Origin of the sequence: Mycolicibacterium tusciae (genome assembly GCF_002086795.1) — a bacterium.
GTDB lineage: Bacteria > Actinomycetota > Actinomycetes > Mycobacteriales > Mycobacteriaceae > Mycobacterium > Mycobacterium tusciae.
This window is the reverse complement of the sequence record NZ_MVIM01000004.1, coordinates 216,431-238,745: the sequence shown is the minus strand read 5'-3', so window position 1 is coordinate 238,745 and position 22,315 is coordinate 216,431. Positions and strand designations below refer to the sequence as shown.

The following is a 22,315-nucleotide window of genomic DNA, read 5'->3' as shown; positions in this document are numbered from 1 at the left end:
ATCACGCTTAGGCCGGTTCCAAACGCTCCAATCGCCCCTCTGTGAATGAAGCGACCTGGTCGATGACGACCCTCATCCGGGCGCCGTCGGACTCGGCGGCGTTGTACGCCGGGACGAAGATCGGATCGAGCGTGGCGGGTGCGCCGGACAGCGTCCACTCCACGACGCGGTGCACGCGTTCGCGCTGTTGTGCCTGGAGTTCGAGGTGCCGCGGATCGGACATGATGAACTGCAGCGCCAAGATCTTGAGCACCGCCACCTCGGCCCTGACCAGCCCCGGGACCCGAAGCTCGGCCTGGTACCGCACCAGCGGCCCCGTTCCGGCCACCTCCCTGGTCGCCGCGATGGCCGCGGACGCGAATCGTCCGACCAGTTCACTGGTCAGTCGCTTGAGCGCGACCGACGCGGCCAATGTGCCGTCGTACTTGCCGACGGCCGCGACAACGGGCAGATTCGACAGCCGGCCTGCGGCGGCCACCAGATCGTCGGAGCGCAGTCCGGCCCCCATCCCGCTCGATTCGCCGAGGCGCCCCAGCACGGTGGCCGCGTCGTCGTCGGCCAGCACCCGCATGTCGATCCGGCCCGAGACGACACCGTCCTCGACGTCGTGCACCGAGTAGGCCACGTCGTCGGCCCAGTCCATGACCTGCGCCTCCAGGCATGGCTTTTCCTCCGGCGCACCCGACCGCAGCCAGTCCGCGGCGGCCGCGTCGTCCTCGTAGAACCCGAACTTGCGCCGCTGACCGCCGCGGCGCCACGGATACTTCGTCACCGCATCCAGCCCCGCGCGGGTGAGGTTCAATCCGGCGCTGTGCCACTGCGGGCCAAGGACTTTGGGCTCCAGCCGGGTCAGGATACGGAAGTTCTGCGCGTTCGCCTCGAAGCCGCCGCACTCCGCGGCGATCTCGTCGAGGGCGCGTTCGCCGTTGTGACCGTACGGGGGATGGCCGATGTCGTGGGCCAGCCCGGCCATGTCGACGAGGTCGGGGTCGCAGCCCAGACCGATGGCCATACCGCGGCCGATCTGCGCGACCTCCAACGAGTGCGTCAACCGGGTGCGCGGAGTCTCCCCTTGGCGCGGCCCCACCACCTGGGTCTTGTCGGCCAGCCTGCGCAGCGCGGCGCAATGCAGCACCCGGGCGCGGTCGCGCGCGAAATCGGTGCGGTGCTCGGTGTCGGTGCCCGGCAAGGCGGCAGCTTTCGGCGGTTCGACCACCAGTCGCGCGCGGTCGAACTCGTCGTAGGGATCCTGATTCGCTGCCACCGCCGCACAGTCTGCCAGTACCGCTCACAATGGCGTGTGCGTCAGGCTTGGTGCCCGATGAGCGACTGCGCAGCGGGCGTGTCTCGCGCGGCGCGGGCACCGAAGTAAAGCAGTTCCCAAAGGCTTTGGGCCGTGGCCGTGGCCACCTCGCCTCCGCAGCGGTGCTCGACGGTGACATCACCGGTGAAGCGCAGGTAAGCCCCCGGCTCTCCCAGGTCGAGCGTGAACGCGTCGCGGCGGTGCTCGAACGTCACCCGGAATGCGGCATCGCCATCTCGCACTCCGTATTCGAGGCGTCTCGCCACGGGCACAGCCGTTTCGGCGTGCTCCACGACGTCAGTGCCGCTGAAGGTCACCCGGTCCGCGCCGACGGCCGAGGCCAGGATCTCGCCGTCTTTGGCGACCATGACCGCGGGAAGTCGAACGTTGTCGTACTTGTCATGGCTCACGAAGTTGAGCGTGACCACGGTGTAATCGCCGACGCGGGCGCGGCCCCAGTACCAGTGGTCGAGCACCTTGCGCGGGGCAATGTTGCCCCAGTTGTGGTCGTGGTAGCCGGTGCCGAATCGCTGTTGCGCACGGCCGCCCATCATGATTACCGCCTCCACGGCACCCCGGGCAACCACAGGCAGCCACGCGATGTAGTGCTCCTCCTTTTCGCCGAAGAAGGCGTGCCCGGTCTCCGGCCGCCATGGCGGCACCTCGGCGCGCAACGTGAAATCGGCTACCACATCGTCGATTTCGACGTGGATCGTATATCCGTGTGCATCGCGGCGGAAGGTGTTGGGCCCTATGACGACGTCGCAGTGGGACTCCGATGCCGCAAACCGCGACGGTTCCGCGAGGTGGGTCCGGTCGACCCGGACGCCGGCGGAGTCGGTGATGGTCAGCAGAACGAACGGCGTCAGCGGGGCCTTCGGCGAGACGTACGGGGGCTTGGTGTGGAACTCCACGGTGATCGTCGACCCGTCGTCCAGATGTGCGTCGAAGTACCACCATTCGAAAGTGCCGTCGGCCGCCGCGGTCCGTAGGCCGTCCTCCCATTCCTGGATCATCCCGCGCTTGAGGCCGAGCCGGTCGTAGTGGCGTGGGAGCGTGCCGATCAGTGCGGTCATCTCAGTACTCCATTTCTCGGGAATTCATGACGCTGACGCTAGGCACCCGGATGAGTGCGTTTGCGACAGGACGCATAGCATTTGCGACATGCATGTCGGGGTCATCGCCATTCCGTCATGTTGGGACTCTGGCCTTGTGACGCTCCTCGACGTGCTGCGCGGCGCCAACACGGCCATCCCGCAGGTGGATCGCGACATCCCCGAAATTCAGGTGTCCACGGTCGGTGTGACCGACGAGCCAATTCGAACCGCGGGCGGCCTGCTGGCGCCGATCGACATCGGCGCCGATGACGACCGACTGCATTCGCTGGATCTTCTGGTCGTGCCTGCGCTTGCGGTCAACACTCCCAACGGCATCGTCGATGCTCTACTCCGTGAGGACGTGCTCGCGATCCGTCGCACGGCCCGGGATTGGGCGCTGGACGGCCGCCTGCTGGCTGCGGCGTGCACTGGCACATTCGTCCTCGCCGACGCCGGCATTCTCGACTCGAAACTGGCCACCACGAGTTGGTGGCTCGTCGACGAGTTCCGCCGCCGCTTCCCTCGCGTGACACTGGACATGTCGCGCATGGTCGTCGCGGACGGCACCGTCACCACCGCCGGGGCCGCATTCGCCCATATCGATCTCGCTATGCACATCGTGGCATCGGTGAGTCCACAACTGGCGGACGCGACCGCGGCCTTCCTGCTTTTCGATCAACGGCCGGCACGAAGCGTCAACGCCGCCCACACCTACCTCGAAACGGCGGACCAACTGGTCATCGATTTCGAGGCATGGATCCGCGCCAACCTCGACCGCGATATCAGCGTCCCCGCGGCGGCATACGCCATCGGAACGACACGGCGCACCCTGGAACGGCGCGTCCGGGATCAGCTCGGTCTCACTCCCTACAGACTGATCCAGCGGCTGCGGGTCGAGCGGGCCAACCATCTGAGGCAGACCACCTCGCTGCACCTCGACCAGATCGCCGCGATGGTCGGCTATCGCAACGCCGCGGCCCTCCGCACCCCGATGAAGGCATTGAGGCATGGTGGCTTCGACACTCCGGAAAAATCACTAGATTGACGACCATGCGCATCGCCCGCTTGCTCAGCGTCGTGCTCGCGACGATCGTCGCCAGTGCCCTTCTTGCGCCGTCGGCGTCCGCTGAGCCCCCGTTCCGCCTCCCGGGTTATGTCACCGATCGAGCGGGCGTCCTCGACAACTCCGGCTTGGCACAGGTGACGTCGGCGGTCGACGAGTTGTACGCCAGTCGCAAGACCCGCTTGTGGGTCGTCTACGTCGAGTCGTTCTCCGGCCAGTCAGCGGAAGCCTGGGCGCGTAACACGATGCGGGCCAGCGACCTCGGCGATTTCGACGCGCTGCTAGCGGTGGCCACAGCCGATCGTGCGTACGCCTTCCTTGTGCCCGACAGCGCCACCGAGCTGAGCTCCAGCCGGGTGGAAAGCGTGCGGCGCAACGATATCGAGCCCGCCCTGCGCCAAGACGACTGGACTGGGGCGGCGGTGGGGGCGGCCGACGGGCTCGCTCAGTCTTCGGGCTCGAGCGCGCGTGTCAGCTGGCTCGGGTTGGTGGTGGCGCTGGGGGTGATCGCACTTGCGGTCGTGCTGTTGATGCTTTGGCAGCGACGACGACGGCGTAAGCGTCGCGAAGCCGAGTTCGCCGCGGCACGCCGGATCGATCCCACCGATCCGTACGCACTGTCGGCGGTGTCGCTCGATGCCCTCGACGACCTGTCACGCGCAATGGTGGTCGAGGTCGACAACGCCGTGCGCACCAGCGAGCACGAACTCGAACTGGCCGTCGAGGAGTTCGGCACGGACCGGACCGAGCCGTTCACGCGTGCGGTCGGCAACGCGAAAACGACTCTCGCCCAAGCGTTCAACGTCCGTCAGATCCTCGACGACGCCATCCCGGAGACGCCGGCGCAGCGTCGCGACTTGCTGACTCGTGTCGTGGTCGCCGCCGCCAAGGCCGATCGTGAGTTGGACGCGCAGCAAGGCGCCTTCGCCGATCTGCGGAACCTGGTGATCAACGCGCCATCCCGGCTCGACGCGATGACCCAACAGGTGGTCGACATCACCGCCCGGCTCGACTCGTCTGGGCAGAAGCTCGCGCAACTGCACAGCGAGTTCGACGCGACGGCGCTGAGCTCGGTGGCCGGCAACGTCGACGCGGCCAAGGAACTGCTGACCTTCGCCGACGAAAACATCAGCCGCGGGCGTGATCTTGCACTCCGGCCGGTGGCAGGGCGACAGACCGAACTCGTCGAATGCGTCCGCGCGGCCGAGTCTGCCTTGGCCCAGGCGCGCGGGCTGCTGGACGCGGTGGACAGCGCTGCCAGCGATATCCGTCGAGCGGTCGCCACGCTGCCCTCGGCGATCGAAGACATTCAGAACGGCATCAAGCAGGCCGGCGCCCTGCTAAAGCAGGGCAACGCGCCGCAGGCAGCACAACTGGCCGAGGCCCGCGACGCGGCGGCGGCCGCAGTGGCCACCGCCCAGCGCTCGAAATCTGTTGACCCGCTCGGTTCTTTCACCGAACTGACCAAAGCCGACGCGGATCTTGACCGGCTGCTGGCGGCAGTCGAGCAGGATCGGGAGGCAGCCGAGCGACTCAATCGGGCGTTGGAAGAGGCGCTGTTCACCGCGCGGTCGCGGATCAGATCGGTGTCGGATTTCATCGATACTCGCCGTGGCATCGTCGGTCCGGAGGCTCGTACCCGACTGGCCGAGGCCGTCCGGCACATCGGCGCCGCCGAGCAGAAGCGGTCGACCGATCCAGCCGAAGCCATCGCGCACGCCAACGGCGCCGCGATGCTGGCGTCACAGGCCCAGACCCTGGCCACCGCCGATCTGCAGAACGCGCAACGCTCGTATATGGGTCCGGGTGGTCCGTTCGGCGGTCGCGGTGGCGGTGGGGGCAATATCGGCGCGATGATCGGTGGCATTCTGATCGGCAACATCCTCAGCGGAGGGATGCGCGGCGGCTTCGGCGGCGGCGGCTTCGGCACCGGTTCGTTCGGCGGCTCCGGCGGCGGAGGCGGGATGTTCGGCGGCGGCGGCCGCTTCTAGGCGCCCTTGAGCCGGACAGCGAGGTAATCGCTGACGGCATCGAGTGCCACGCGCTCCTGTGTCATGGCGTCGCGTTCGCGGATCGTCACGGCCTGGTCCTCGAGTGTGTCGAAGTCGACCGTCACGCAGAACGGTGTGCCGATCTCGTCCTGGCGGCGGTAGCGCCGCCCGATGGCGCCCGCATCGTCGAACTCGACGTTCCAGGACTTGCGAAGCTCGGCGGCAAGATCACGCGCCTTCGGCGACAGCTGCTCGTTGCGCGACAGCGGCAGCACCGCGGCCTTGACCGGAGCCAACCGCGGATCGAGCCGGAGCACGGTGCGCTTGTCCACACCGCCCTTGGCGTTGGGCGCCTCGTCCTCGTGATACGCGTCGACCAGGAACGCCATCAGCGACCGCGTCAGGCCGGCTGCGGGTTCGATGACGTAGGGCACGTACCTGGTCTCGGTAGCCTGGTCGTAGAACGACAGGTCGACGCCGGAATGCTTTGAGTGCGTTGACAAGTCGAAGTTGGTCCGGTTCGCCACACCTTCGAGCTCACCCCACGGGTTGCCCTGGAAGCCGAACTTGTACTCGATGTCGACGGTTCGGTCACTGTAGTGCGACAGCTTCTCCTTCGGATGCTCGTAGAGCCGCAGGTTGTCGCGGTCGATGCCGAGATCGACGTACCACTGCAGCCGCGTGTCGATCCAGTACTGGTGCCATTCGGGGGCGCTGTCTGGTTCGACGAAGAACTCCATCTCCATCTGTTCGAACTCGCGGGTGCGAAAGATGAAGTTGCCCGGCGTGATCTCGTTACGGAAGCTCTTGCCGATCTGCCCGATACCGAACGGCGGCTTCTTACGCGCGGTGGTGACGACGTTCGCGAAGTTGACGAAGATGCCCTGCGCCGTCTCCGGACGCAGATAGTGCAGGCCCTCCTCGGTCTCGATCGGGCCGAGGTAGGTCTTGAGCATCATGTTGAAGTCGCGCGGCTCGGTCCATTGCCCCTTCGTGCCGCAGTCCGGACACACGATCTCGCTCATCGACACCGTGTCGGGGTCGACTGTGACACCGTCCTTCTTCGCCTGCTTCTCGGCGTACGCCTCCTGCATGTGGTCCTGACGGTGGCGCTTGTGGCAGTTCAGACACTCGACCAACGGGTCGTTGAACACCTCGACGTGCCCCGAGGCCACCCACACCTCACGGGGCAGGATGATCGCGCTGTCCAGGCCGACGACGTCGTCGCGACCGGTGACGACCGAACGCCACCACTGGCGCTTGATGTTCTCCTTGAGTTCCACCCCGAGTGGGCCGTAGTCCCACGCCGACTTGGTGCCTCCGTAGATCTCGCCGGACTGGAAGACGAGTCCACGACGCTTGGCGAGGTTGGCGACGGTGTCGATGATGGAAGCCACGGGATAACACCCTAGCGAGAAGCTCGCACCCGGTTGACATGCGGAAGTCTGCATGTATTCTGGGCGCCATAATGAAAATGGTTTCCACTTTCGCCGAAGATCCCGTCGAGAACGGTCATGATCACAGTGGCGAGCCGTTTCCCGAGTTGCCGCCGCGCGATGTGCTCGACACGTCCGGCGACCTGTTGCGGGCGTTGGCCGCCCCGGTGCGCATTGCGATCGTGCTGCAACTGCGCGAATCGGCGCGCTGTGTCCACGAACTCGTCGACGCGCTGGCGGTGCCCCAACCGTTGGTCAGCCAGCATCTGCGGATCCTCAAATCCGCCGGGGTGGTGGCGGGCTCGCGATCGGGACGAGAGGTGATGTACCGCCTGGTCGATCACCACCTGGCTGACATCGTCGTTGCAGCCGTGACGCACGCTGCGGAGGGCCACGGGTGACGGGGCCCGCGGCGGCCGCTACCGGAGTCCGCTCCACCCGGCAGCGCGCCGCGATCGCGGCACTACTGGACAGGCTCGACGAATTTCGATCCGCCCAGGAGTTACACGACGAATTGCGCAGGCGCGGTGAGGGTATCGGGCTCACCACCGTCTACCGCACCCTGCAGCAGATGGCCGCGGCAGGCGTCGTCGACGCGCTGCGCACCGACACCGGCGAGGCGGTGTACCGGCGCTGCTCCGACGGCCATCATCACCACCTGGTGTGCCGGGCGTGCGGTTCGACCGTCGAGGTACAGGGCGATCAGGTCGAGACGTGGGCGACCGAGGTCGCCCGCAGGCACGGATTCTCTGACATCAGTCACACGATCGAGATCTTCGGGCTGTGCGGGGCGTGCACGAGCGCCAAGCCGTCAGGTTAGGGCGCGCCGCACGTCAGAACCGGTGGCCAACACCATCAGGATCAGCGTGCGCAAGGCATCGTCGGTGAGACCAGCTGCGGGAAAGTTGTAGCGCAGCAACACATCCGCGACCTTCTTGGAATTGCGTTTGGCCCCGGCCGCCACCTCTTTGTGGCCGCTCTTGGCCGCAAGGGACACGGTGCCGAGAAGCGTGTGGTGAGCATGATCGGCCACCGCCGCCCGCAGTTTGGCGTCCAGTGGCAGGTCCCACGCCAAGATCTGCGTCAGCGACACCAATTCGAGGCCTTCGGCGATATCCACCACCCGGAGCGACGCGATCGTGCCGTCATGGTGCAGCGTGATAGCGCCGTCATCTTCCCGATTCAGCACCAGGACTTCGCCGAGAACCGTTGCCAGTCGATCCTGCAGCGTCATCTAGGCCCTACCGAATCTACGGTTGCGGTTCACATACTCCTCGCACGCCTCCCACAGGTCGCGGCGGTCGTAGTCGGGCCACAACTTGTCCTGAAAGACGTACTCGGCGTAGGCCGCCTGCCACAGCAGAAAGTTACTTGCCCGCTGCTCCCCCGACGTCCGGATGAACAGGTCGACGTCGGGGATGTCGGAGCGGTGCAGATGCTTGGCGAACGCCGCCTCGCTGATCCGACTCGGGTTGATCTTGCCGTCCACCGCCTGCTGCGCAAGCTCGCGGGCCGCTTCGACTATCTCTGTGCGGCCACCGTAGTTCACGCAGTAGTTGATGGTGATGACGTCGTTGTCGACAGTCATCTGCTCGGCGATGTCGAACTCCTTGATGACGCTGCGCCACATGCGCGGCCGCGAACCGACCCAGCGCATCCGCACACCCATGTCGTTGAGATTCTCGCGGCGACGACGGACCACCTCGCGGTTGAACCCCATCAGGAAGCGCACCTCTTCGCTGCTGCGCTTCCAATTCTCGGTAGAGAACGCGTACACGGTCAGGTGCTTGATGCCGATTTCGATTGCTCCGCAGGTGATGTCGATGAGCACCGCTTCGCCCATCTTGTGCCCCTCGGTGCGGTGCAGCCCGCGCTGGGTGGCCCACCGTCCGTTGCCGTCCATCACCACCGCGACGTGATTGGGTACCTGACCGGCCGGGATCTCTGGGGCTACCGCCTTGGACGTGTGCTGTGGCGGCCGCGCGAACTTGCCGTTGGTGCGGGGCGGCAGTTCGGGGAAAACGACCGGCCACGTCGACTTGTCGGGAAATGTCGGATAGTCGTCAGGCGCCGGGGGCAGCTGTGGGTACCTCTCCTTGCCCCTCTTGGTAGCCATGCGCCATATCCTGCCCGACCAGCGGAACCCGTAGGTCGGCGACTGTCTGATCAACCCGGTACATCCGTTCGACCAGCGGCAACGTCCGCAGCTGCCGCTCCAGATGCCACTGCAGGTGCGCGGCGACCAGGCCGCTGGCCTGGCTACGATGCGACGACGTCGACGTCTGCGCGTGCTCCCAGTCCCCGTCGTACAGCGCGGCCATCAGGTCCATCACCGCCTGCGGGGGTGTCGCCGACCCCGACGGCCTGCAATGGACGCACACGCTGCCCCCGGCCCCGACGTGGAACGCTCGGTGCGGCCCCGGCGCCGCGCAGCGGGCGCATTCAGTCAGCGCAGGAGCCCAACCGGCGATTCCCATGGCGCGCAACAGGTAAGCGTCCAGTACGAGTTCCCTGGGCCTACTGCCGTCGGCCACCGCCCGCAGCGCGCCCACGGTCAGCCGGTGCAGTGCGGGCATCGGGGCCCGCTCCTCACCTGCCAGGCGCTCGGCTGTCTCGAGGACCGCGCACGCACAGGTGTAGCGGCCGTAATCGCTGACGATGTCGGTGGCGAACGCATCGATGGCCTGGACCTGGGTGACGATGTCGAGATTCCGGCCGGGATGCAGCTGAACGTCGATGTGCGCGAACGGCTCCAGCCTGGCCCCGAACTTGCTGCGGGTGCGCCGCACCCCCTTGGCCACCGCGCGCACCAACCCGTGGTCACGGGTGAGCAGGGTGACGATCCGGTCGGCCTCACCGAGCTTGTGCTGACGCAGCACCACCGCTCGATCCCGGTACAGCCGCATCACAACAGTCTTGCATTGCGATCGGACAAGTTCGGTGTACGCAGCGCCGGTACTTTATAGGTGATGGTCGAGCCCACCCGTTTTCCCACGCTCACTCAGCAGCTTTTTCAGCTGGCGAGTGGTTCCGTCACGTCCGACGACCTCGTGCGCCGTTCACTGGACGCGATCACCGCCAGCCAGCCCACGCTCAACGCGTTCCGGGTGGTGCTGACCGAACAAGCGCTGGCGGACGCCGCCGAGGCGGACCGCAAACGCGCAGCGGGCCAGGATCTTTCAAAACATCCGCTCCTGGGCATACCCATCGCCGTCAAAGACGACGTCGACGTCAGGGGTGTGCCCACTCGATTCGGCGCGGCGGGCGACATCGAGCCCGCACGCGAGGACTCCGAAGTCGTACGACGGCTCAAGGCCGCGGGCGCGGTGATCGTCGGCAAGACCAACACCTGCGAGCTGGGCCAGTGGCCGTTCACCAGCGGACCGGCCTTCGGGCACACTCGCAATCCGTGGTCGCGCGAGCACACACCGGGCGGATCATCGGGCGGCAGCGCCGCCGCCGTGGCCGCGGGCCTGGTGGCCGCGGCCATCGGATCCGACGGGGCCGGCAGCGTCCGCATTCCCGCGGCGTGGACTCACCTCGTCGGCATCAAACCCCAGCGCGGCAGGATCTCCACCTGGCCGTTGCCTGAAGCGTTCAACGGCATCACCGTCAACGGTGTGCTCGCCCGGACGGTCACCGACGCGGCGATCGTGCTCGACGCGGCGTCGGGCAACGTTCCCGGTGACCTGCACCAGCCGCCGCCCGTGCACACGTCGGACTACGTCGGCCGAGCACCGGGACCGCTGCGGATCGCGCTGTCGACCAGGTTCCCGTACACCGCCTTCCGGGCCAAACTGCACCCCGAGATCCGTGCCGCGATGGCAGCCACCGCGGCACAGCTCGAAGAGCTCGGGCACACGATCGTCGAAGCCGACCCCGCATACAACCTGGCCATGTCGTGGAGCTTCCTGTCGCGCTCGACCGCGGGACTGCTGGACTGGGCCGACCGCCTGGGATACGGCGTGGACCTCGACAAGCGCACGAAGGCCAACATGCGGACCGGCTGGATGCTGTCGCAGCACACGCTGCGCAGGGCGCGCGCCCGCGAGGCGGCGTCGCACCGCCGGATCGAGTGGATCTTCAACCTCGTCGACGTCGTGCTGGCACCGACCACCGCCCAACCACCCCCCAACGTCCACGACTACGACACCCTCAGCGGGTTGGCCACCGATCGCGCCATGATCCGGGCCTGTCCCGTCACCTGGCCGTGGAACCTGCTGGGCTGGCCCTCGATCAACGTGCCCGCGGGGTTCACGTCCACTGGTCTGCCGATCGGGGTGCAATTGATGGGTCCGGCCAACAGTGAGCCGTTGCTGATCTCACTGGCCGCCGCGCTCGAGGCGATCAACGGCTGGGCCAACAAGCAACCGGAGGTGTGGTGGACGCCGTCGATGGCACCGGACCCGGACCCGACCGGCCGTTCCATTGAGGAGATCAGGCCTGGCGAAGTGGCGTAGTGTCATCGCCCATGAAAGCGTGGCACTTGGCATACGCACTCCCGGTCCTGGTGGTGGCGGCCGGCAACGTGCTGGGGACACCGACGGCGGGCGCTGACAACAAGCGGCTCAACGACAGCGTGGTCGCCAACGTCTACACCATGCAGCACCAGGCCGGGTGCACGACCGACATCAAGATCAATCCCAAGCTGCGGCTGGCCGCACAGTGGCACACCAACGACGTCCTCAACAACCGGGCGCTGAACGGCGACATCGGTTCCGACGGGTCGACTGTGGCCGACCGCGCGCGCAACGCCGGCTACGCCGGACCCGTGGCCGAGACGACGGCCATCAATCCGGCGCTGGCGATCAGCGGCATCGAGTTGATCAACCAGTGGTATCACCGGCCTGACTACAACGCGATCATGTCGGACTGCTCGAACGTCGACATCGGCGTGTGGTCAGCGAATCTGATCGACCGCACCGTCGTCGTCGCTGTCTACGGCAAGGGTGACGGCGCACCTCCCGTGCAATCACCGAACCGGCCGTTCGGACAGCCGGGCGCCGGCTTCCCGGGCTGAAATCTTTGTTCGGGAGGATTCATGAGCATCAATTGCACAAGGGTCGCCGCGCTGACGTTCGCGGCGGCCGCGGTATCGGCCGGTATCGGCATCGCGCCGGCATCCGCGCAATCACAGACCGTCGTCTACGAGGTCACCGGATCAGGCACGGTGTACTCGATCGACCTCGACCCGGGCGGCCGCATCCCCGAAGACACCGCGACGCCGTTCACCCAGACCGTGTCGATCGGTCCCGACGTCGCATTGCTGCAAGTCGTCGTGGTCACCAAGACCGGTAGCCAGGGATGCCGTATCACCTTGGACGGCGCGGTGGTCGCCGAGCAGGCGCCGGGCGACGCGGCGCACTGCATCGCGTACCTGTGACCAACGGCGCCGGATCGTTCTTCCAGTGCTCAGAACCCCAGACGCCCGAGCTGTTTGGGGTCACGCTGCCAGTTTTTGGCGATCTTGACCCGTAGGTCGAGGTAAACCTTTGTGCCCAAGAGCTTTTCGATCTGCGTACGGGCCGCGGTGCCGACGTCACGCAGCCTGGCGCCGCCCTTGCCGATCACGATGCCCTTTTGGCTGTCGCGCTCGACGTAGAGAATGGCGTGCACATCGATCAAGTCGTCCCGCCCTTCACGTGGCTCGACCTCCTCGATGACCACAGCCAGTGAGTGCGGTAGCTCGTCGCGCACACCTTCGAGTGCGGCCTCGCGGATGAGCTCGGCCATCAACACTTCTTCGGGCTCGTCGGTGAGCTCGCCGTCGGGATAGAAAGCCGGACCCGGCGGCAGCTGTGCGGCCAGCACGTCGGTCAGCACGTCGAGGTTCTCACCGGTGGTCGCCGACACGGGAACGATCTCGGTGTCCCGGCCCACCAGCTCGCTCACCGCGATCAGTTGGGCGGCAACGCGATCGCGTGCCAGCTTGTCGGTCTTGGTGACGATCGCGACCAGCGTGGTCCTTGGCGCGATCGCGCGGATCTGCTCGAGGATCCAGCGGTCCCCCGGCCCGATCCGCTCGTCGGCGGGGATGCACAGCCCGATGACGTCGACCTCGGAGTAGGTGTCCTTCACCAGATCGTTGAGCCGCTGGCCCAGCAGCGTGCGCGGCCGGTGCAAGCCCGGGGTATCGATCAGGATGATCTGAAAGTTCTCGCGGTGCACGATGCCGCGGATGGTGTGCCGGGTGGTCTGCGGCTGGTTGGCGGTGATCGCCACCTTGGTCCCGACCAGAGCGTTGGTCAGCGTCGACTTGCCGGTGTTGGGCCGGCCGACGAAACAGACGAAGCCCGAACGAAACTCGGTCACTGCGGGTTACCCGCCCGGTCGGTGACGATGACGACGGCGTCCGCCGACAATTCACGTACCGCGGCTACGCCGGCGTCGTCGACACTTCCACCGACCAGCACGGCGGCCTCCAATCCGGTCGCGCCGCTGGACACCGCCGCCGCGACGGCGGCCTGCAGCGCGGTCAGCTCCAGCGAGTCCAAAGCGACCGGAGCGCCGGCGTAGGTGCGCCCGTCGAGGTCGCGCACCGCCGCACCGCAGGACGCCTCGGCCCGGCCCATCGCGCCACGCGCCAGCGTGACCAACTTGGCGTCCTCGGTATCAAGCTCACTCATCGTCGCCCTCCGGCTGTTCGTTCGGGCTGACGAGGACGGTGCCGATGTGGACACGTCCGCGATGATCCCGTCCGCCCTCGGCGAGCAGTCGCAGCCCGTCCCACGTCACTTCGGCACCCGGCAACGGGACACGGCCCAACTCGAAGGCCACCAGCCCGCCGACCGTGTCGACGTCGAGGTCCTCGTCGAACTCGATGTCGTACAGCTCGCCGAGATCCTCGATCGGCAGTCGCGCCGACACGCGGTATCGACGCTCGCCCAGTTCTTCCACCGGTGCGACTTCGTCGGTGTCGTACTCGTCGGCGATCTCACCCACGATCTCCTCGAGCACATCCTCGATCGTGACCAGTCCGGCAATCGCACCGTATTCGTCGACCAGCAGCACCATGTGAACGCGGTCGAGCTGCATCTCGCGCAGCAGCGCATCCAGCGGCTTGGAGTCCGGTACGAACACCGCGGGCCGCATCACCTCGGACACCTTGGTGTCGCGTCCGCCGTTGTTGGAGTAATACGTCCGCTGGACAAGGTCTTTCAGGTAGACGACACCAATGATGTCATCGACGTTCTCGCCGATCACCGGGATGCGCGAGTGTCCGCTGCGCACCGCAAGCGAGGTCGCCTGACCCGCCGTCTTGTCACTCTCGATCCACACCATTTCGGTGCGCGGCACCATCACTTCGCGAGCCGGGGTGTCGCCGAGCTCGAACACCGACTGGATCATCCGTCGCTCGTCGTCGGCCACCACCCCGCGCTGCTGTGCCATGTCGACGACTTCACGCAGCTCGATCTCGGACGAGAACGGCCCGTTGCGGAAGCCGCGGCCGGGAGTCAGCGCGTTACCGAGCAGCACCAGCAGGCGGCTCACCGGGGTGAGCACGATCGAAATCGCTTGCAGCGGAAGCGCAGCCACCAGCGCGATGGAATAGGCGTTCTGCCGGCCGACGGTCCTCGGTCCGACGCCGATCGCGACGAAGCTGACCACCGTCATGATCGCCGCGGCCGAGACCAGTCCCCAGCTCACCCCGAAATAGTCGTCGAGGAAGGCGGCCAACAGCACCGTCGCGCTGACCTCGCAGGCAATTCGGAGCAAGACGCAGAGATTGATGAAGCGCGGGCGCTCGGCCATCACCCTCGCGAGCCGCACCGCACCAGGCCGCTCGTCGCGCACGAGTTCCTCGACGCGCGCCATCGATACCGTGCTGATCGCCGCGTCGGTCGCGGCGAAAAGGCCGGCTACGCCGACCAATACGATCGCGCTGATCAACTGACCGAGATTGTTCACTGTTCGTCGAAGAATCGGGACTTGTCCAACAGGCGCCGATCCTTCTCGGACTGGCGGTCCTGGTGGTACGCGTCAACCTGGTCGGCGACCCACTCTTCAAGCAGTTGACGCTGCAGCGCGAACATCTCCTTCTCCTCGTCGGGTTCGGCGTGGTCGTACCCGAGCAGGTGCAACACGCCGTGCACCGTCAACAGTGCGAGTTCCTGGCCAAGCGAATGACCCGCCGCGGCAGCCTGATCGGCGGCGAACGGTGGGCACAACACGATGTCACCGAGCATCGACGGCCCCGGTTCGGCCGCGTCGGGCCGCCCGCCCGGCTCGAGCTCGTCCATCGGGAAGCTCATCACATCGGTGGGACCGGGCAGGTCCATCCACCGCATGTGCAGGTCCGCCATCGCCGACGTGTCGAGCAGCACCATCGACAGTTCGGCGGCGGGGTTGACTTTCATCTTGCGGATGACGAATCGGGCAATGCTGATCAGTTCCTCTTCGGAAACGTCGATGCCCGATTCGTTGGACACCTCAATGCTCATGGGCTTGTTCCGTTACCGCCGCGGCCGACTGACTGTGTTCGATGTCGCCGGCCTTCCGGCTCCAGAAGCACGTCGCTGCGCCCTGTTCATCAACTCGGGCTCCTCGGACTTCGCATACGCGTCGACGATGTCGGCCACCAACCGATGCCGCACCACATCGGCGCTGGTGAGCTCGGCGAAATGGATGTCGTCGACGCCGTCGAGAATCCGCATCGCCGTCCGCAGTCCCGACGAGGCGCCACCGGGCAGGTCCACCTGCGTGATATCCCCGGTGACAACGATTTTCGACCCGAACCCGAGGCGAGTCAGGAACATCTTCATCTGCTCGCTGGTGGTGTTCTGCGCCTCGTCGAGAATGATGAACGCGTCTGACAGCGTGTTGTGCGTCAGCAGGAAATCTTCTGTGACATATAGCGAGTCCTCAGCCGCCACTCGAATACAGACCGCCTCTTCAGTCCCGGCCGATTCGATGCGATCGATGTAGCGCTTGGGGTGACCGCCACCTGCTTCCTCGTACTTCGCGGCTTTCCGTCCGAGGCGAAATGGCTGTACACCCTGAGGAAGTCGGATATCGAGGATATGTGCATCATGCCGATGATGGACCTCGCGGCCACGCGCCAAACCTGGCTTCCGGCCCTCAGCTTTGCGAGTGCGGGTATAGACGACTCCGCCAACCGACCGGACGAGGAAGATCACGTCGTCACGCAGACGATCAGACACGGTGGTGAACTGGATTCGACATGTCCGCCCCTGTTGGCAGACCGGGCCGCCGTCAGAATCGAAAAGACCCTGCAAGACACTCAATCGGGTTTCAGCCGTATTGAATAGGTACTTCCTCGGGACGAACTTTGTGTCTGACCTGGCCCCTGCCAGACCCAAATCGCGCATCGCCTGCGTGATTGGATTCTTGATCGTCGTATCGCCGCAGTTGCCTGCCTCTCGGACGAGGACGTAGTCAATCTCAGACTTCCGCCTCACCGCAATCCCAGGAATTAGACGCACCAGCTCGTCGACGAGTTCTGGATCAGTGGTGGCAAATGACGGTGACGTCTTACTCGAGAACGACCCGTCACCCAACAGTAAACCGAGAGCGTAAGGATCGAGCGGCACCTGCTGCGGCTCGAAGTCCACCGGTTCACTTAACAGTGGAAGTTCGTAGCGATGGTAGTGGGCCGCGCGAAGATTGCCGATCATCTCTTTGGTCTGCACCACCCGTGCGGGCTTGCCCCGGCGGCGATCATCGCGCGTGTACACGGACCAGAGGTGGTCGCCAGAGGCCAACGTCGATGCGCCGTCTTGGGTGTGGACTCGGTAGATCTCTTTGAAACCCTGTGGGTAAACGCCAAGCACTTCGGTTGCTCGGCCGTCAGATCCGATGACGAAGTCGCCGACCTCGAGATCCCCGATGGCCTGGAAGCCCTCTGGCGTCAGCACCTCGGCGGATATTGGCTGCGCCCGGCCCCGCATATATGCCAGCGGGGCGACCTCAATGATGCCGGCGTTCATCAACTTTGGGATCGACTCGGGATCCATCATGTCGTAGAGCGCGTCGTAGAGCGGCCGCAGATAAGGGTCGATCTTCTCGCTCAACGTGCCGGGCAGGAACCCAAGGCGCTCACCGGCCTCCACCGCGGGCCGGGTGAGGATGATCCTGTTGACCTGCTTGGACTGTAATGCGTTGACGGCCTTGGCCATTGCCAAATACGTCTTACCGGTACCCGCAGGGCCGATGCCGAAGACGATGGTGTGCGCGTCGATGGCGTCGACATAACGCTTCTGGTTCAACGTCTTCGGGCGGATGGTCTTGCCACGCCGCGACAGGATGTCGAGGGTCAGTACTTCCGCGGGTGATTCATTGCCGGTTCCAGTGAGCATGGCGACGCTGTGCCTGACGGCATCGGCGGTGAGCCGCTGTCCGCTGGCGACGATCGCGATTAGCTCGGAAATCACCCGCTCGGCCAGCGCCACATCGGCGGGCTCACCGGACAGGGTCAGCGCGTTACCGCGGACATGGATGTCGGCAGCGAGGATGCGTTCGAGTGCGCGCAGGTTTTCGTCGGCGGATCCAAGCAGGCCCACGACGAGGTCGGGCGGAACATCGATGCTGCTGCGAACGGTCGCGTCGGAGTCAGCGTTCGTTTCGCTGGGCGTCACGTGCGGTTTTCTGCCTGCTTTCTGGTTTGGCCTGCTTGTTTGCCTGGGAGTACCCAGTTTACCGCCGGGTACCGATGCAACCCAATGGTTAGGCCGCAGCCCGGCTCATGACCAGCGCCGGGTGAGCACACCGAGCGCCCCCAGCGCGACCGCCGCCGCCGACGACGTACGCAACACCGTTGGCCCGAGCCGCACGACCGTGGCACCCGCTCCCGACAGCGCGGCGATCTCCTCGTCGTCGATGCCCCCTTCCGGGCCGACGAGCAGAAGCAGCGTCTCAGCATCGGCGACGGGCACCTCGGTGATCGGCTGCGTCGCGGATTCGTGTAGGACGAGCACCGGCGTGGTCGCCATGTCGCGCACCCGCTCCACCAGCTCCTTCGTCGATACCACGCCGCTGACATCGGGGATGTACGGCCGCCGCGATTGCCGTGCCGCCGACGTGGCGACGGCCCGCCAGCGGCGCAGCCCCTTGTCCACGCGGGCCTGTCCGTCCCAGCGCGCCACACAGCGCGCCGACTGCCACGCGACAAACGAGTCGGCACCTGCCTCGGTGGCCAGCTCGACGGCCAGCTCGGAGCGGTCCGACTTCGGGAGCGCCTGCACGACGGTGATGCTCGGAGTGGGTGCCGCAACGGTCCTGCGGTCGCACACGCGGGCCGTCAGCATGCCCTTGCCGACATCTTCGATGACGCAGCGGGCCACCGCGCCGGCACCGTCACTCAGGTCGAGTTTCTCGCCCGGCCGGATGCGCCGGACGTTCGCCGCATGGAAGCCCTCGTCACCGTCGACGACGGCGAGCTCACCTTCTGCGGGCAGCGCGTCGACGTAGAAGAGTGCCCCGGTCACGGTCTCTCAGCGACCGGTGAACGTTTCGCGCAGACGGCTGAAGAGTCCGCCACCGGACGAATTCGCATGCGCGGTCCGCACTTCGGCGGTGTCGCGGCTGCGCTTCTCCTTCAGCTTGCGCAACAGCTCGATGTCCTCGTGGTCCAGTCGCGACGGCACCACGACGTCGATGTGGGCGTGCAAATCTCCGCGCACCCCGGAGCGCAGGTGCGGCATCCCATGTCCGCGCAGCGTCGTGACCTGCCCCGGTTGGGTGCCCGCCGCGATCGTGATCTCGGTCGGGCCGTCGAGGATCGCGTCGACGGTGACGGTGGTGCCCAGCGCCGCGTCGACCATCGGCACCGAGATGGTGCAGTGCAGATCGTCGCTGTCGCGCACGAACACGTCGTGGGCCTTCTCGTGCACCTCGACGTAGAGGTCGCCCGCCGGCCCGCCGCCGGGCCCGACCTCGCCCTGTGCAGCCAGCCGGACGCGCATGCCGTCACCGACGCCCGCGGGGATCTTGACGCTGATCTCGCGTCGTGCCCGCACGCGACCGTCGCCACCGCACCGATGACACGGGTCCGGGATGACCTCGCCGATCCCGCCGCAAACCGGACAGGGCCGTGACGTCATCACCTGGCCGAGCAGCGAGCGCTGCACGGTCTGCACCTCACCGCTTCCGTGGCAGGTGTCGCACGTGACGGGCTTGGAGTTGCCGTGGGTGCCCTTGCCCTGGCACAGGTCGCAGAGGACGGCGGTGTCGACGGTGACCTGCTTGGTCACGCCCGTCGCACATTCGGAAAGGTCCAGCCGCATCCGCAGCAGCGAGTCCGAACCCGGCCGAACCCGGCCGATCGGCCCGCGGGAGGTGCCGCCGCCGCCGAAGAACGCCTCGAACACATCGCCGAGGCCCCCGAAGCCGCCGAAGCCGTTGCCTGCGGAGGCCGCCGATTCCAGCGGATCGCCGCCGAGGTCGACGATGCGGCGCTTCTCGGGATCGCTGAGGACCTCGTAAGCGGCGCTGATCTCCTTGAACCGCGCCTGCGCCTCCTCGTCGGGGTTGACGTCGGGATGCAGTTCCCGGGCCAGTTTTCGGTACGCGCGCTTGATCTCCGCGTCACTCGCATCTCGGCTCACGCCGAGCATCCCGTAATAATCGCGTGCCACGCTGACCTTGCCTGACCTTTCCTGCTGGTTCGTGTCTATTCGTCGCCGGTACTACCGGCTACCCAACACTTGCCCGATATAGAGAGCAACCGCGGCGACATTGGCGATAGTTCCGGGATAGTCCATTCTGGTGGGGCCCAGCACACCCATGCCGCCGTACACCTTGCCCGAACTTCCGTATGCGGTGGTAATCACCGAAGTTCCGGCCATCGCCTCGGCCTCGGTCTCGTGGCCGATCCGCACGGTGATCTTGCCGGCCTCCTGTTGCGCCGCCAGCAGTCGCAGCACCACAACCTGCTCCTCGAGCGCTTCGAGGACTGACCGCAGCGACCCGCCGAAGTCAGCGGTGTTGCGGGTCAGGTTGGCCGTCCCGCCCAGCACCAGCCGCTCCTCGCTGTGCTCGACGAGCGTCTCCACCAGCATCGTGGCCGACCGCCCGACGGCGTCGGCCAGCCCGCCGTTGCCGTTGAGCTGCGACGCCAGATCGGCGACCGCGATCGACGCGGCGGCCAGCGGCTTGCCTTCCAGCGCCTGGCCCAGCAGATCGCGCAGCTTGGCGACGTCATGCTCGTCGAGGGGATCGCCCAGTTCGACGATGCGCTGGTCGACGCGACCTGTGTCGGTGATGACGACAAGCAGCAGCCGAGCCGGTGTCAGCGCGACCACCTCGAGGTGGCGCACCGACGACGTCGACAGCGTCGGGTACTGCACGATCGCGACCTGGCGGGTCAGCTGAGCGAGCAGCCGCACCGCGCGGCGCAGCACGTCGTCCAGGTCGACGCCGGATTCCAGGAACCCCAGGATCGCGCTGCGTTCGGCCGACGACAGCGGCTTGACGTCTTCGAGTCGGTCGACGAACTCGCGGTAGCCCTTTTCAGTCGGCACCCGGCCCGAGCTTGTGTGCGGCTGGGCGATGTAACCCTCGGCCTCCAGTACCGCCATATCGTTGCGAACGGTCGCGCTGGAGACGCCGAGATTGTGGCGCTCGACGAGTGACTTCGAGCCGATCGGCTCCTTGGTGGCTACGAAGTCGGCGACGATCGCACGCAGCACCTCGAATCGTCGATCTTCGGCGCTACCCATGCGTTCACCTACCTTTCTCGTACCGTTTGATTCATTTTACGGGCATCATCAGCGGCGATACCGCACGGCGGATGATTGCGTTGCGAACCAGCCGTTTGCGATAGCCTCGGCGAGTGATGCGTTTGCCTCGGGGGACGACGCGGGGGTTGGTTGCGCGGTGATCTTCAAAGGCGTTCTCGACGGAAGGCCCTACCCCGATCACGGGCTGTCGCATCGACAGTGGGCGCAGATCCCGCCCCGACAGATCCGGCTCGACGAACTGGTGATGACGACGACCGTGCTGGCGCTCGATCGGTTGCTCTCGGAGGACTCGACGTTCTACGGCGACCTGTTCCCGCACGCGGTGAAGTGGAACGGCGACGTCTATCTGGAGGACGGGCTGCACCGCGCCGTGCGTTCGGCGCTGCGCAACCGGATCGTGCTGCATGCGCGCGTATTCGACATGGATGTGCCCATGTCCGAACAGGTATCGATCTAGCGGGCGTCGAGGAAGGCGAGCACCGCCGAGTACGCGGCGGTGATCCTCACCCGTCTCGGGCAAGCTCAGCTTGTTCATGATGCTGCGGATGTGCTTTTCCACCGTGCCCTCGGTCACCCAAATACGGTGCGCGATACCGGCATTGGACCGGCCCTCGGCCATCAACGCAAGGACCTCACTCTCGCGCTCGCTCAGCACGCTCAGCGGGTCGTCCCGCTTGCGCGCCGAGACGAGTTCGCGCAGATAACCGATGCGGTCCCCCGCGGCCAGCAGATCCATCGCATCGTCGACAGCGATGTGTGCGGACAGCACCATGATCGCGGTGCCCGGCAGTTCTTCCCGGATCTGTCGGGCGGCGTCCAGGCCCTCGCTGGTGTTGGTGGGCGGCATCCGGATATCGGTCACCACGAGGTCGGGCGTCATCGCGCGGACCAGGTTGAGCAACTGTCCGCCGTCGTCGGTCTGGCCCACGACCTCGAATCCGGCGCCCTCGAGCAGGCTGGCCAAACCGGCCCGCAGCAGGACGTCGTCGTCGGCCAGCACCACTCGCGTCGGCTCGGCCATCAACCCACTCCTTCCTCCACGCGTGGCGCCGCAACGTCTTTGCGGGGTCGGGCCAGTAGGACGATGCCGGTGAAAACCTGCCAGCCGATGATCGTGTACACACAGGCCCGTTCGACGAGGCCGATGTGCGAAAAGTCGGCCGCCCACCTGGCGTACGTGTGCAGCATCGCGGCGAGCACCAGGCCCGCCACTCCAATCATCACTCCGATGGGCAGATACCAGCGAGCCGACACAGCACGGCCAACCACCACCGAACCCACCACGATCGCCGCGTTTCCACCGCCTATCGCGAGAAATGCGCCAAACCCGTGCAGCCATTCGTGACCGTCGTTCCACAACGGCGAGAAGCCGTGCACGAATCCGACGAGGAAATTGCCGACGGCGTTCGTGGCCGTCAGCAACAGAAACGCCACGCCGGTCCGTCGTCGATGAACGGCGCGCACCGCGACCACAGCACCGGCGAGAAACAGTGCGCCCTGAAGATAGAAACCCCAGTTCATCAGCGTCGCGCGGGGTGACCATTCGGGAACGCCCAACACGCTGATGTACTTCGCGGTGTAGCTGTAGGACGGGATCGCGGCCGCCGCGATGGCCTCGAAACCGATGAAGATGACGGCCGCCGATATCCACAGCGCGGCGACAACGCTCAGCGCGCGCCGGGTGGTCACCGCCCTAACGGTAGATCAGCTGGGGCATGTCAGCGGGGC

General features: G+C 66.2%; 23 protein-coding genes and 1 pseudogene. 8 read left to right on the top strand and 16 right to left on the bottom strand.

The annotated features are described in order from the left end of the window. Positions 1-7: 7 nt before the first annotated feature. The gene (locus tag BST47_RS09680) at positions 8-1,264 is read right to left on the bottom strand and encodes a deoxyguanosinetriphosphate triphosphohydrolase (protein ID WP_083125314.1); all 1,257 of its coding nucleotides are present in this window, start codon (positions 1,262-1,264) and stop codon (positions 8-10) included. Between the two features lie 41 nt (positions 1,265-1,305). Then, on the bottom strand, positions 1,306-2,379 hold the full coding sequence (locus BST47_RS09675; protein WP_083125313.1) for a carotenoid 1,2-hydratase family protein: 1,074 nt from the start codon (positions 2,377-2,379) through the stop codon (positions 1,306-1,308). A gap of 88 nt (positions 2,380-2,467) precedes the next feature. On the opposite strand from BST47_RS09675, the gene BST47_RS09670 reads away from it, so the two are divergent. Both BST47_RS09670 and BST47_RS09665 read left to right on the top strand, forming a co-directional pair. After that, complete coding sequence (locus tag BST47_RS09670; protein WP_083125312.1) at positions 2,468-3,445, top strand: GlxA family transcriptional regulator; 978 nt, start codon at positions 2,468-2,470, stop codon at positions 3,443-3,445. Positions 3,446-3,450: 5 nt separating this feature from the next. Further along, positions 3,451-5,454 carry a TPM domain-containing protein gene (locus tag BST47_RS09665; protein ID WP_083125311.1) on the top strand — a complete coding sequence of 668 codons (2,004 nt, stop codon included), beginning with the start codon at positions 3,451-3,453 and terminating at the stop codon, positions 5,452-5,454. Here BST47_RS09665 and BST47_RS09660 read toward each other — a convergent pair. After that, positions 5,451-6,905 (bottom strand): glycine--tRNA ligase, encoded by a 1,455-nt coding sequence (locus tag BST47_RS09660; RefSeq protein ID WP_234809634.1) that lies wholly within the window; start codon positions 6,903-6,905, stop codon positions 5,451-5,453. The genes BST47_RS09665 and BST47_RS09660 overlap by 4 nt on opposite strands. A 17-nt stretch (positions 6,906-6,922) precedes the next feature. Here BST47_RS09660 and BST47_RS09655 point away from each other — a divergent pair, with 17 nt between their 5' ends. Both BST47_RS09655 and BST47_RS09650 read left to right on the top strand, forming a co-directional pair. Continuing rightward, positions 6,923-7,291, top strand: a complete 369-nt coding sequence (locus BST47_RS09655) for an ArsR/SmtB family transcription factor (protein WP_083125309.1) — start codon at positions 6,923-6,925, stop codon at positions 7,289-7,291. Then, positions 7,288-7,710, top strand: a complete 423-nt coding sequence (locus BST47_RS09650) for a Fur family transcriptional regulator (RefSeq protein ID WP_083125308.1) — start codon at positions 7,288-7,290, stop codon at positions 7,708-7,710. The genes BST47_RS09655 and BST47_RS09650 overlap by 4 nt, the downstream gene beginning before the upstream one ends. Here BST47_RS09650 and BST47_RS09645 read toward each other — a convergent pair. The 3 genes from BST47_RS09645 to recO are packed head-to-tail and all read right to left on the bottom strand — an operon-like array spanning position 7,702 to position 9,796. Then, positions 7,702-8,124, bottom strand: coding sequence for a hypothetical protein (locus tag BST47_RS09645; protein WP_083125307.1), 423 nt, complete (start codon positions 8,122-8,124; stop codon positions 7,702-7,704). The two genes, BST47_RS09650 and BST47_RS09645, sit on opposite strands and share 9 nt — an antisense overlap. Beyond that, the gene (locus tag BST47_RS09640) at positions 8,125-9,006 is read right to left on the bottom strand and encodes a decaprenyl diphosphate synthase (RefSeq protein WP_083125306.1); all 882 of its coding nucleotides are present in this window, start codon (positions 9,004-9,006) and stop codon (positions 8,125-8,127) included. Next, a complete protein-coding gene (recO, locus tag BST47_RS09635) occupies positions 8,954-9,796 on the bottom strand; it encodes a DNA repair protein RecO (RefSeq protein ID WP_083125305.1) in 843 nt (280 codons plus the stop codon). The genes BST47_RS09640 and recO overlap by 53 nt, the downstream gene beginning before the upstream one ends. A 63-nt stretch (positions 9,797-9,859) precedes the next feature. On the opposite strand from recO, the gene BST47_RS09630 reads away from it, so the two are divergent. The 3 genes from BST47_RS09630 to BST47_RS09620 are packed head-to-tail and all read left to right on the top strand — an operon-like array spanning position 9,860 to position 12,273. Further along, positions 9,860-11,350, top strand: coding sequence for an amidase (locus BST47_RS09630; protein WP_083125304.1), 1,491 nt, complete (start codon positions 9,860-9,862; stop codon positions 11,348-11,350). An 11-nt stretch (positions 11,351-11,361) separates the two neighbouring features. Further along, complete coding sequence (locus BST47_RS09625; RefSeq protein ID WP_083125303.1) at positions 11,362-11,910, top strand: CAP domain-containing protein; 549 nt, start codon at positions 11,362-11,364, stop codon at positions 11,908-11,910. 21 nt (positions 11,911-11,931) lie between these two features. Continuing rightward, the gene (locus BST47_RS09620; protein WP_083125302.1) at positions 11,932-12,273 is read left to right on the top strand and encodes an MmpS family transport accessory protein; all 342 of its coding nucleotides are present in this window, start codon (positions 11,932-11,934) and stop codon (positions 12,271-12,273) included. Positions 12,274-12,302: 29 nt separating this feature from the next. Here BST47_RS09620 and era read toward each other — a convergent pair whose 3' ends face one another. The 8 genes from era to hrcA all read right to left on the bottom strand — a co-directional run bounded on the left by era (position 12,303) and on the right by hrcA (position 20,566). Next, positions 12,303-13,202: a GTPase Era gene (era, locus tag BST47_RS09615; protein WP_083125301.1), complete on the bottom strand. Its 900-nt coding sequence runs from the start codon at positions 13,200-13,202 to the stop codon at positions 12,303-12,305. Next, complete coding sequence (locus BST47_RS09610; protein WP_083125300.1) at positions 13,199-13,516, bottom strand: cytidine deaminase-like protein; 318 nt, start codon at positions 13,514-13,516, stop codon at positions 13,199-13,201. Before BST47_RS09610 ends, era begins: the two co-directional genes overlap by 4 nt. Then, a complete protein-coding gene (locus tag BST47_RS09605; protein WP_083125299.1) occupies positions 13,509-14,798 on the bottom strand; it encodes a hemolysin family protein in 1,290 nt (429 codons plus the stop codon). The genes BST47_RS09610 and BST47_RS09605 overlap by 8 nt, the downstream gene beginning before the upstream one ends. Beyond that, a complete protein-coding gene (gene ybeY / locus BST47_RS09600) occupies positions 14,795-15,331 on the bottom strand; it encodes an rRNA maturation RNase YbeY (RefSeq protein WP_083125298.1) in 537 nt (178 codons plus the stop codon). Before ybeY ends, BST47_RS09605 begins: the two co-directional genes overlap by 4 nt. Before the next feature lie 12 nt (positions 15,332-15,343). Further along, entirely contained in the window at positions 15,344-17,485 is a 2,142-nt protein-coding gene (locus BST47_RS09595) for a PhoH family protein (RefSeq protein WP_083125297.1), read from the bottom strand. 105 nt (positions 17,486-17,590) lie between these two features. Next, positions 17,591-18,334 carry a 16S rRNA (uracil(1498)-N(3))-methyltransferase gene (locus tag BST47_RS09590; protein ID WP_083125296.1) on the bottom strand — a complete coding sequence of 248 codons (744 nt, stop codon included), beginning with the start codon at positions 18,332-18,334 and terminating at the stop codon, positions 17,591-17,593. A 6-nt stretch (positions 18,335-18,340) separates the two neighbouring features. Further along, the gene (gene dnaJ / locus BST47_RS09585; RefSeq protein ID WP_083125295.1) at positions 18,341-19,483 is read right to left on the bottom strand and encodes a molecular chaperone DnaJ; all 1,143 of its coding nucleotides are present in this window, start codon (positions 19,481-19,483) and stop codon (positions 18,341-18,343) included. A 51-nt stretch (positions 19,484-19,534) separates the two neighbouring features. Next, complete coding sequence (gene hrcA / locus BST47_RS09580; RefSeq protein WP_083125294.1) at positions 19,535-20,566, bottom strand: heat-inducible transcriptional repressor HrcA; 1,032 nt, start codon at positions 20,564-20,566, stop codon at positions 19,535-19,537. Between the two features lie 157 nt (positions 20,567-20,723). On the opposite strand from hrcA, the gene BST47_RS09575 reads away from it, so the two are divergent. Then, positions 20,724-21,044 carry a type II toxin-antitoxin system VapB family antitoxin gene (locus BST47_RS09575; protein WP_083125293.1) on the top strand — a complete coding sequence of 107 codons (321 nt, stop codon included), beginning with the start codon at positions 20,724-20,726 and terminating at the stop codon, positions 21,042-21,044. On the opposite strand, the pseudogene BST47_RS09570 reads toward BST47_RS09575, so the two are convergent. Both BST47_RS09570 and BST47_RS09565 read right to left on the bottom strand, forming a co-directional pair. Then, positions 21,041-21,608 (bottom strand): annotated as a pseudogene (locus BST47_RS09570) (response regulator transcription factor). The gene BST47_RS09575 and the pseudogene BST47_RS09570 overlap by 4 nt on opposite strands. Then, on the bottom strand, positions 21,608-22,276 hold the full coding sequence (locus BST47_RS09565) for a DUF998 domain-containing protein (RefSeq protein WP_083125292.1): 669 nt from the start codon (positions 22,274-22,276) through the stop codon (positions 21,608-21,610). Before BST47_RS09565 ends, BST47_RS09570 begins: the two are co-directional and overlap by 1 nt. Positions 22,277-22,315 lie beyond the last annotated feature (39 nt).

What these genes read in the sequence shown, in the direction of transcription:
- BST47_RS09675 (WP_083125313.1), bottom strand. Translation starts at nt 2,379, where the DNA reads ATGACCGCACTGATCGGCACGCTCCCACGCCACTACGACCGGCTCGGC.
- BST47_RS09670 (WP_083125312.1), top strand. Translation starts at nt 2,468, where the DNA reads ATGCATGTCGGGGTCATCGCCATTCCGTCATGTTGGGACTCTGGCCTT.
- BST47_RS09665 (WP_083125311.1), top strand. Translation starts at nt 3,451, where the DNA reads ATGCGCATCGCCCGCTTGCTCAGCGTCGTGCTCGCGACGATCGTCGCC.
- BST47_RS09660 (WP_234809634.1), bottom strand. Translation starts at nt 6,905, where the DNA reads ATGCAGACTTCCGCATGTCAACCGGGTGCGAGCTTCTCGCTAGGGTGT.
- BST47_RS09655 (WP_083125309.1), top strand. Translation starts at nt 6,923, where the DNA reads ATGAAAATGGTTTCCACTTTCGCCGAAGATCCCGTCGAGAACGGTCAT.
- BST47_RS09645 (WP_083125307.1), bottom strand. Translation starts at nt 8,124, where the DNA reads ATGACGCTGCAGGATCGACTGGCAACGGTTCTCGGCGAAGTCCTGGTG.
- BST47_RS09640 (WP_083125306.1), bottom strand. Translation starts at nt 9,006, where the DNA reads ATGGCTACCAAGAGGGGCAAGGAGAGGTACCCACAGCTGCCCCCGGCG.
- recO (WP_083125305.1), bottom strand. Translation starts at nt 9,796, where the DNA reads ATGCGGCTGTACCGGGATCGAGCGGTGGTGCTGCGTCAGCACAAGCTC.
- BST47_RS09630 (WP_083125304.1), top strand. Translation starts at nt 9,860, where the DNA reads ATGGTCGAGCCCACCCGTTTTCCCACGCTCACTCAGCAGCTTTTTCAG.
- BST47_RS09625 (WP_083125303.1), top strand. Translation starts at nt 11,362, where the DNA reads ATGAAAGCGTGGCACTTGGCATACGCACTCCCGGTCCTGGTGGTGGCG.
- BST47_RS09620 (WP_083125302.1), top strand. Translation starts at nt 11,932, where the DNA reads ATGAGCATCAATTGCACAAGGGTCGCCGCGCTGACGTTCGCGGCGGCC.
- BST47_RS09610 (WP_083125300.1), bottom strand. Translation starts at nt 13,516, where the DNA reads ATGAGTGAGCTTGATACCGAGGACGCCAAGTTGGTCACGCTGGCGCGT.
- ybeY (WP_083125298.1), bottom strand. Translation starts at nt 15,331, where the DNA reads ATGAGCATTGAGGTGTCCAACGAATCGGGCATCGACGTTTCCGAAGAG.
- hrcA (WP_083125294.1), bottom strand. Translation starts at nt 20,566, where the DNA reads ATGGGTAGCGCCGAAGATCGACGATTCGAGGTGCTGCGTGCGATCGTC.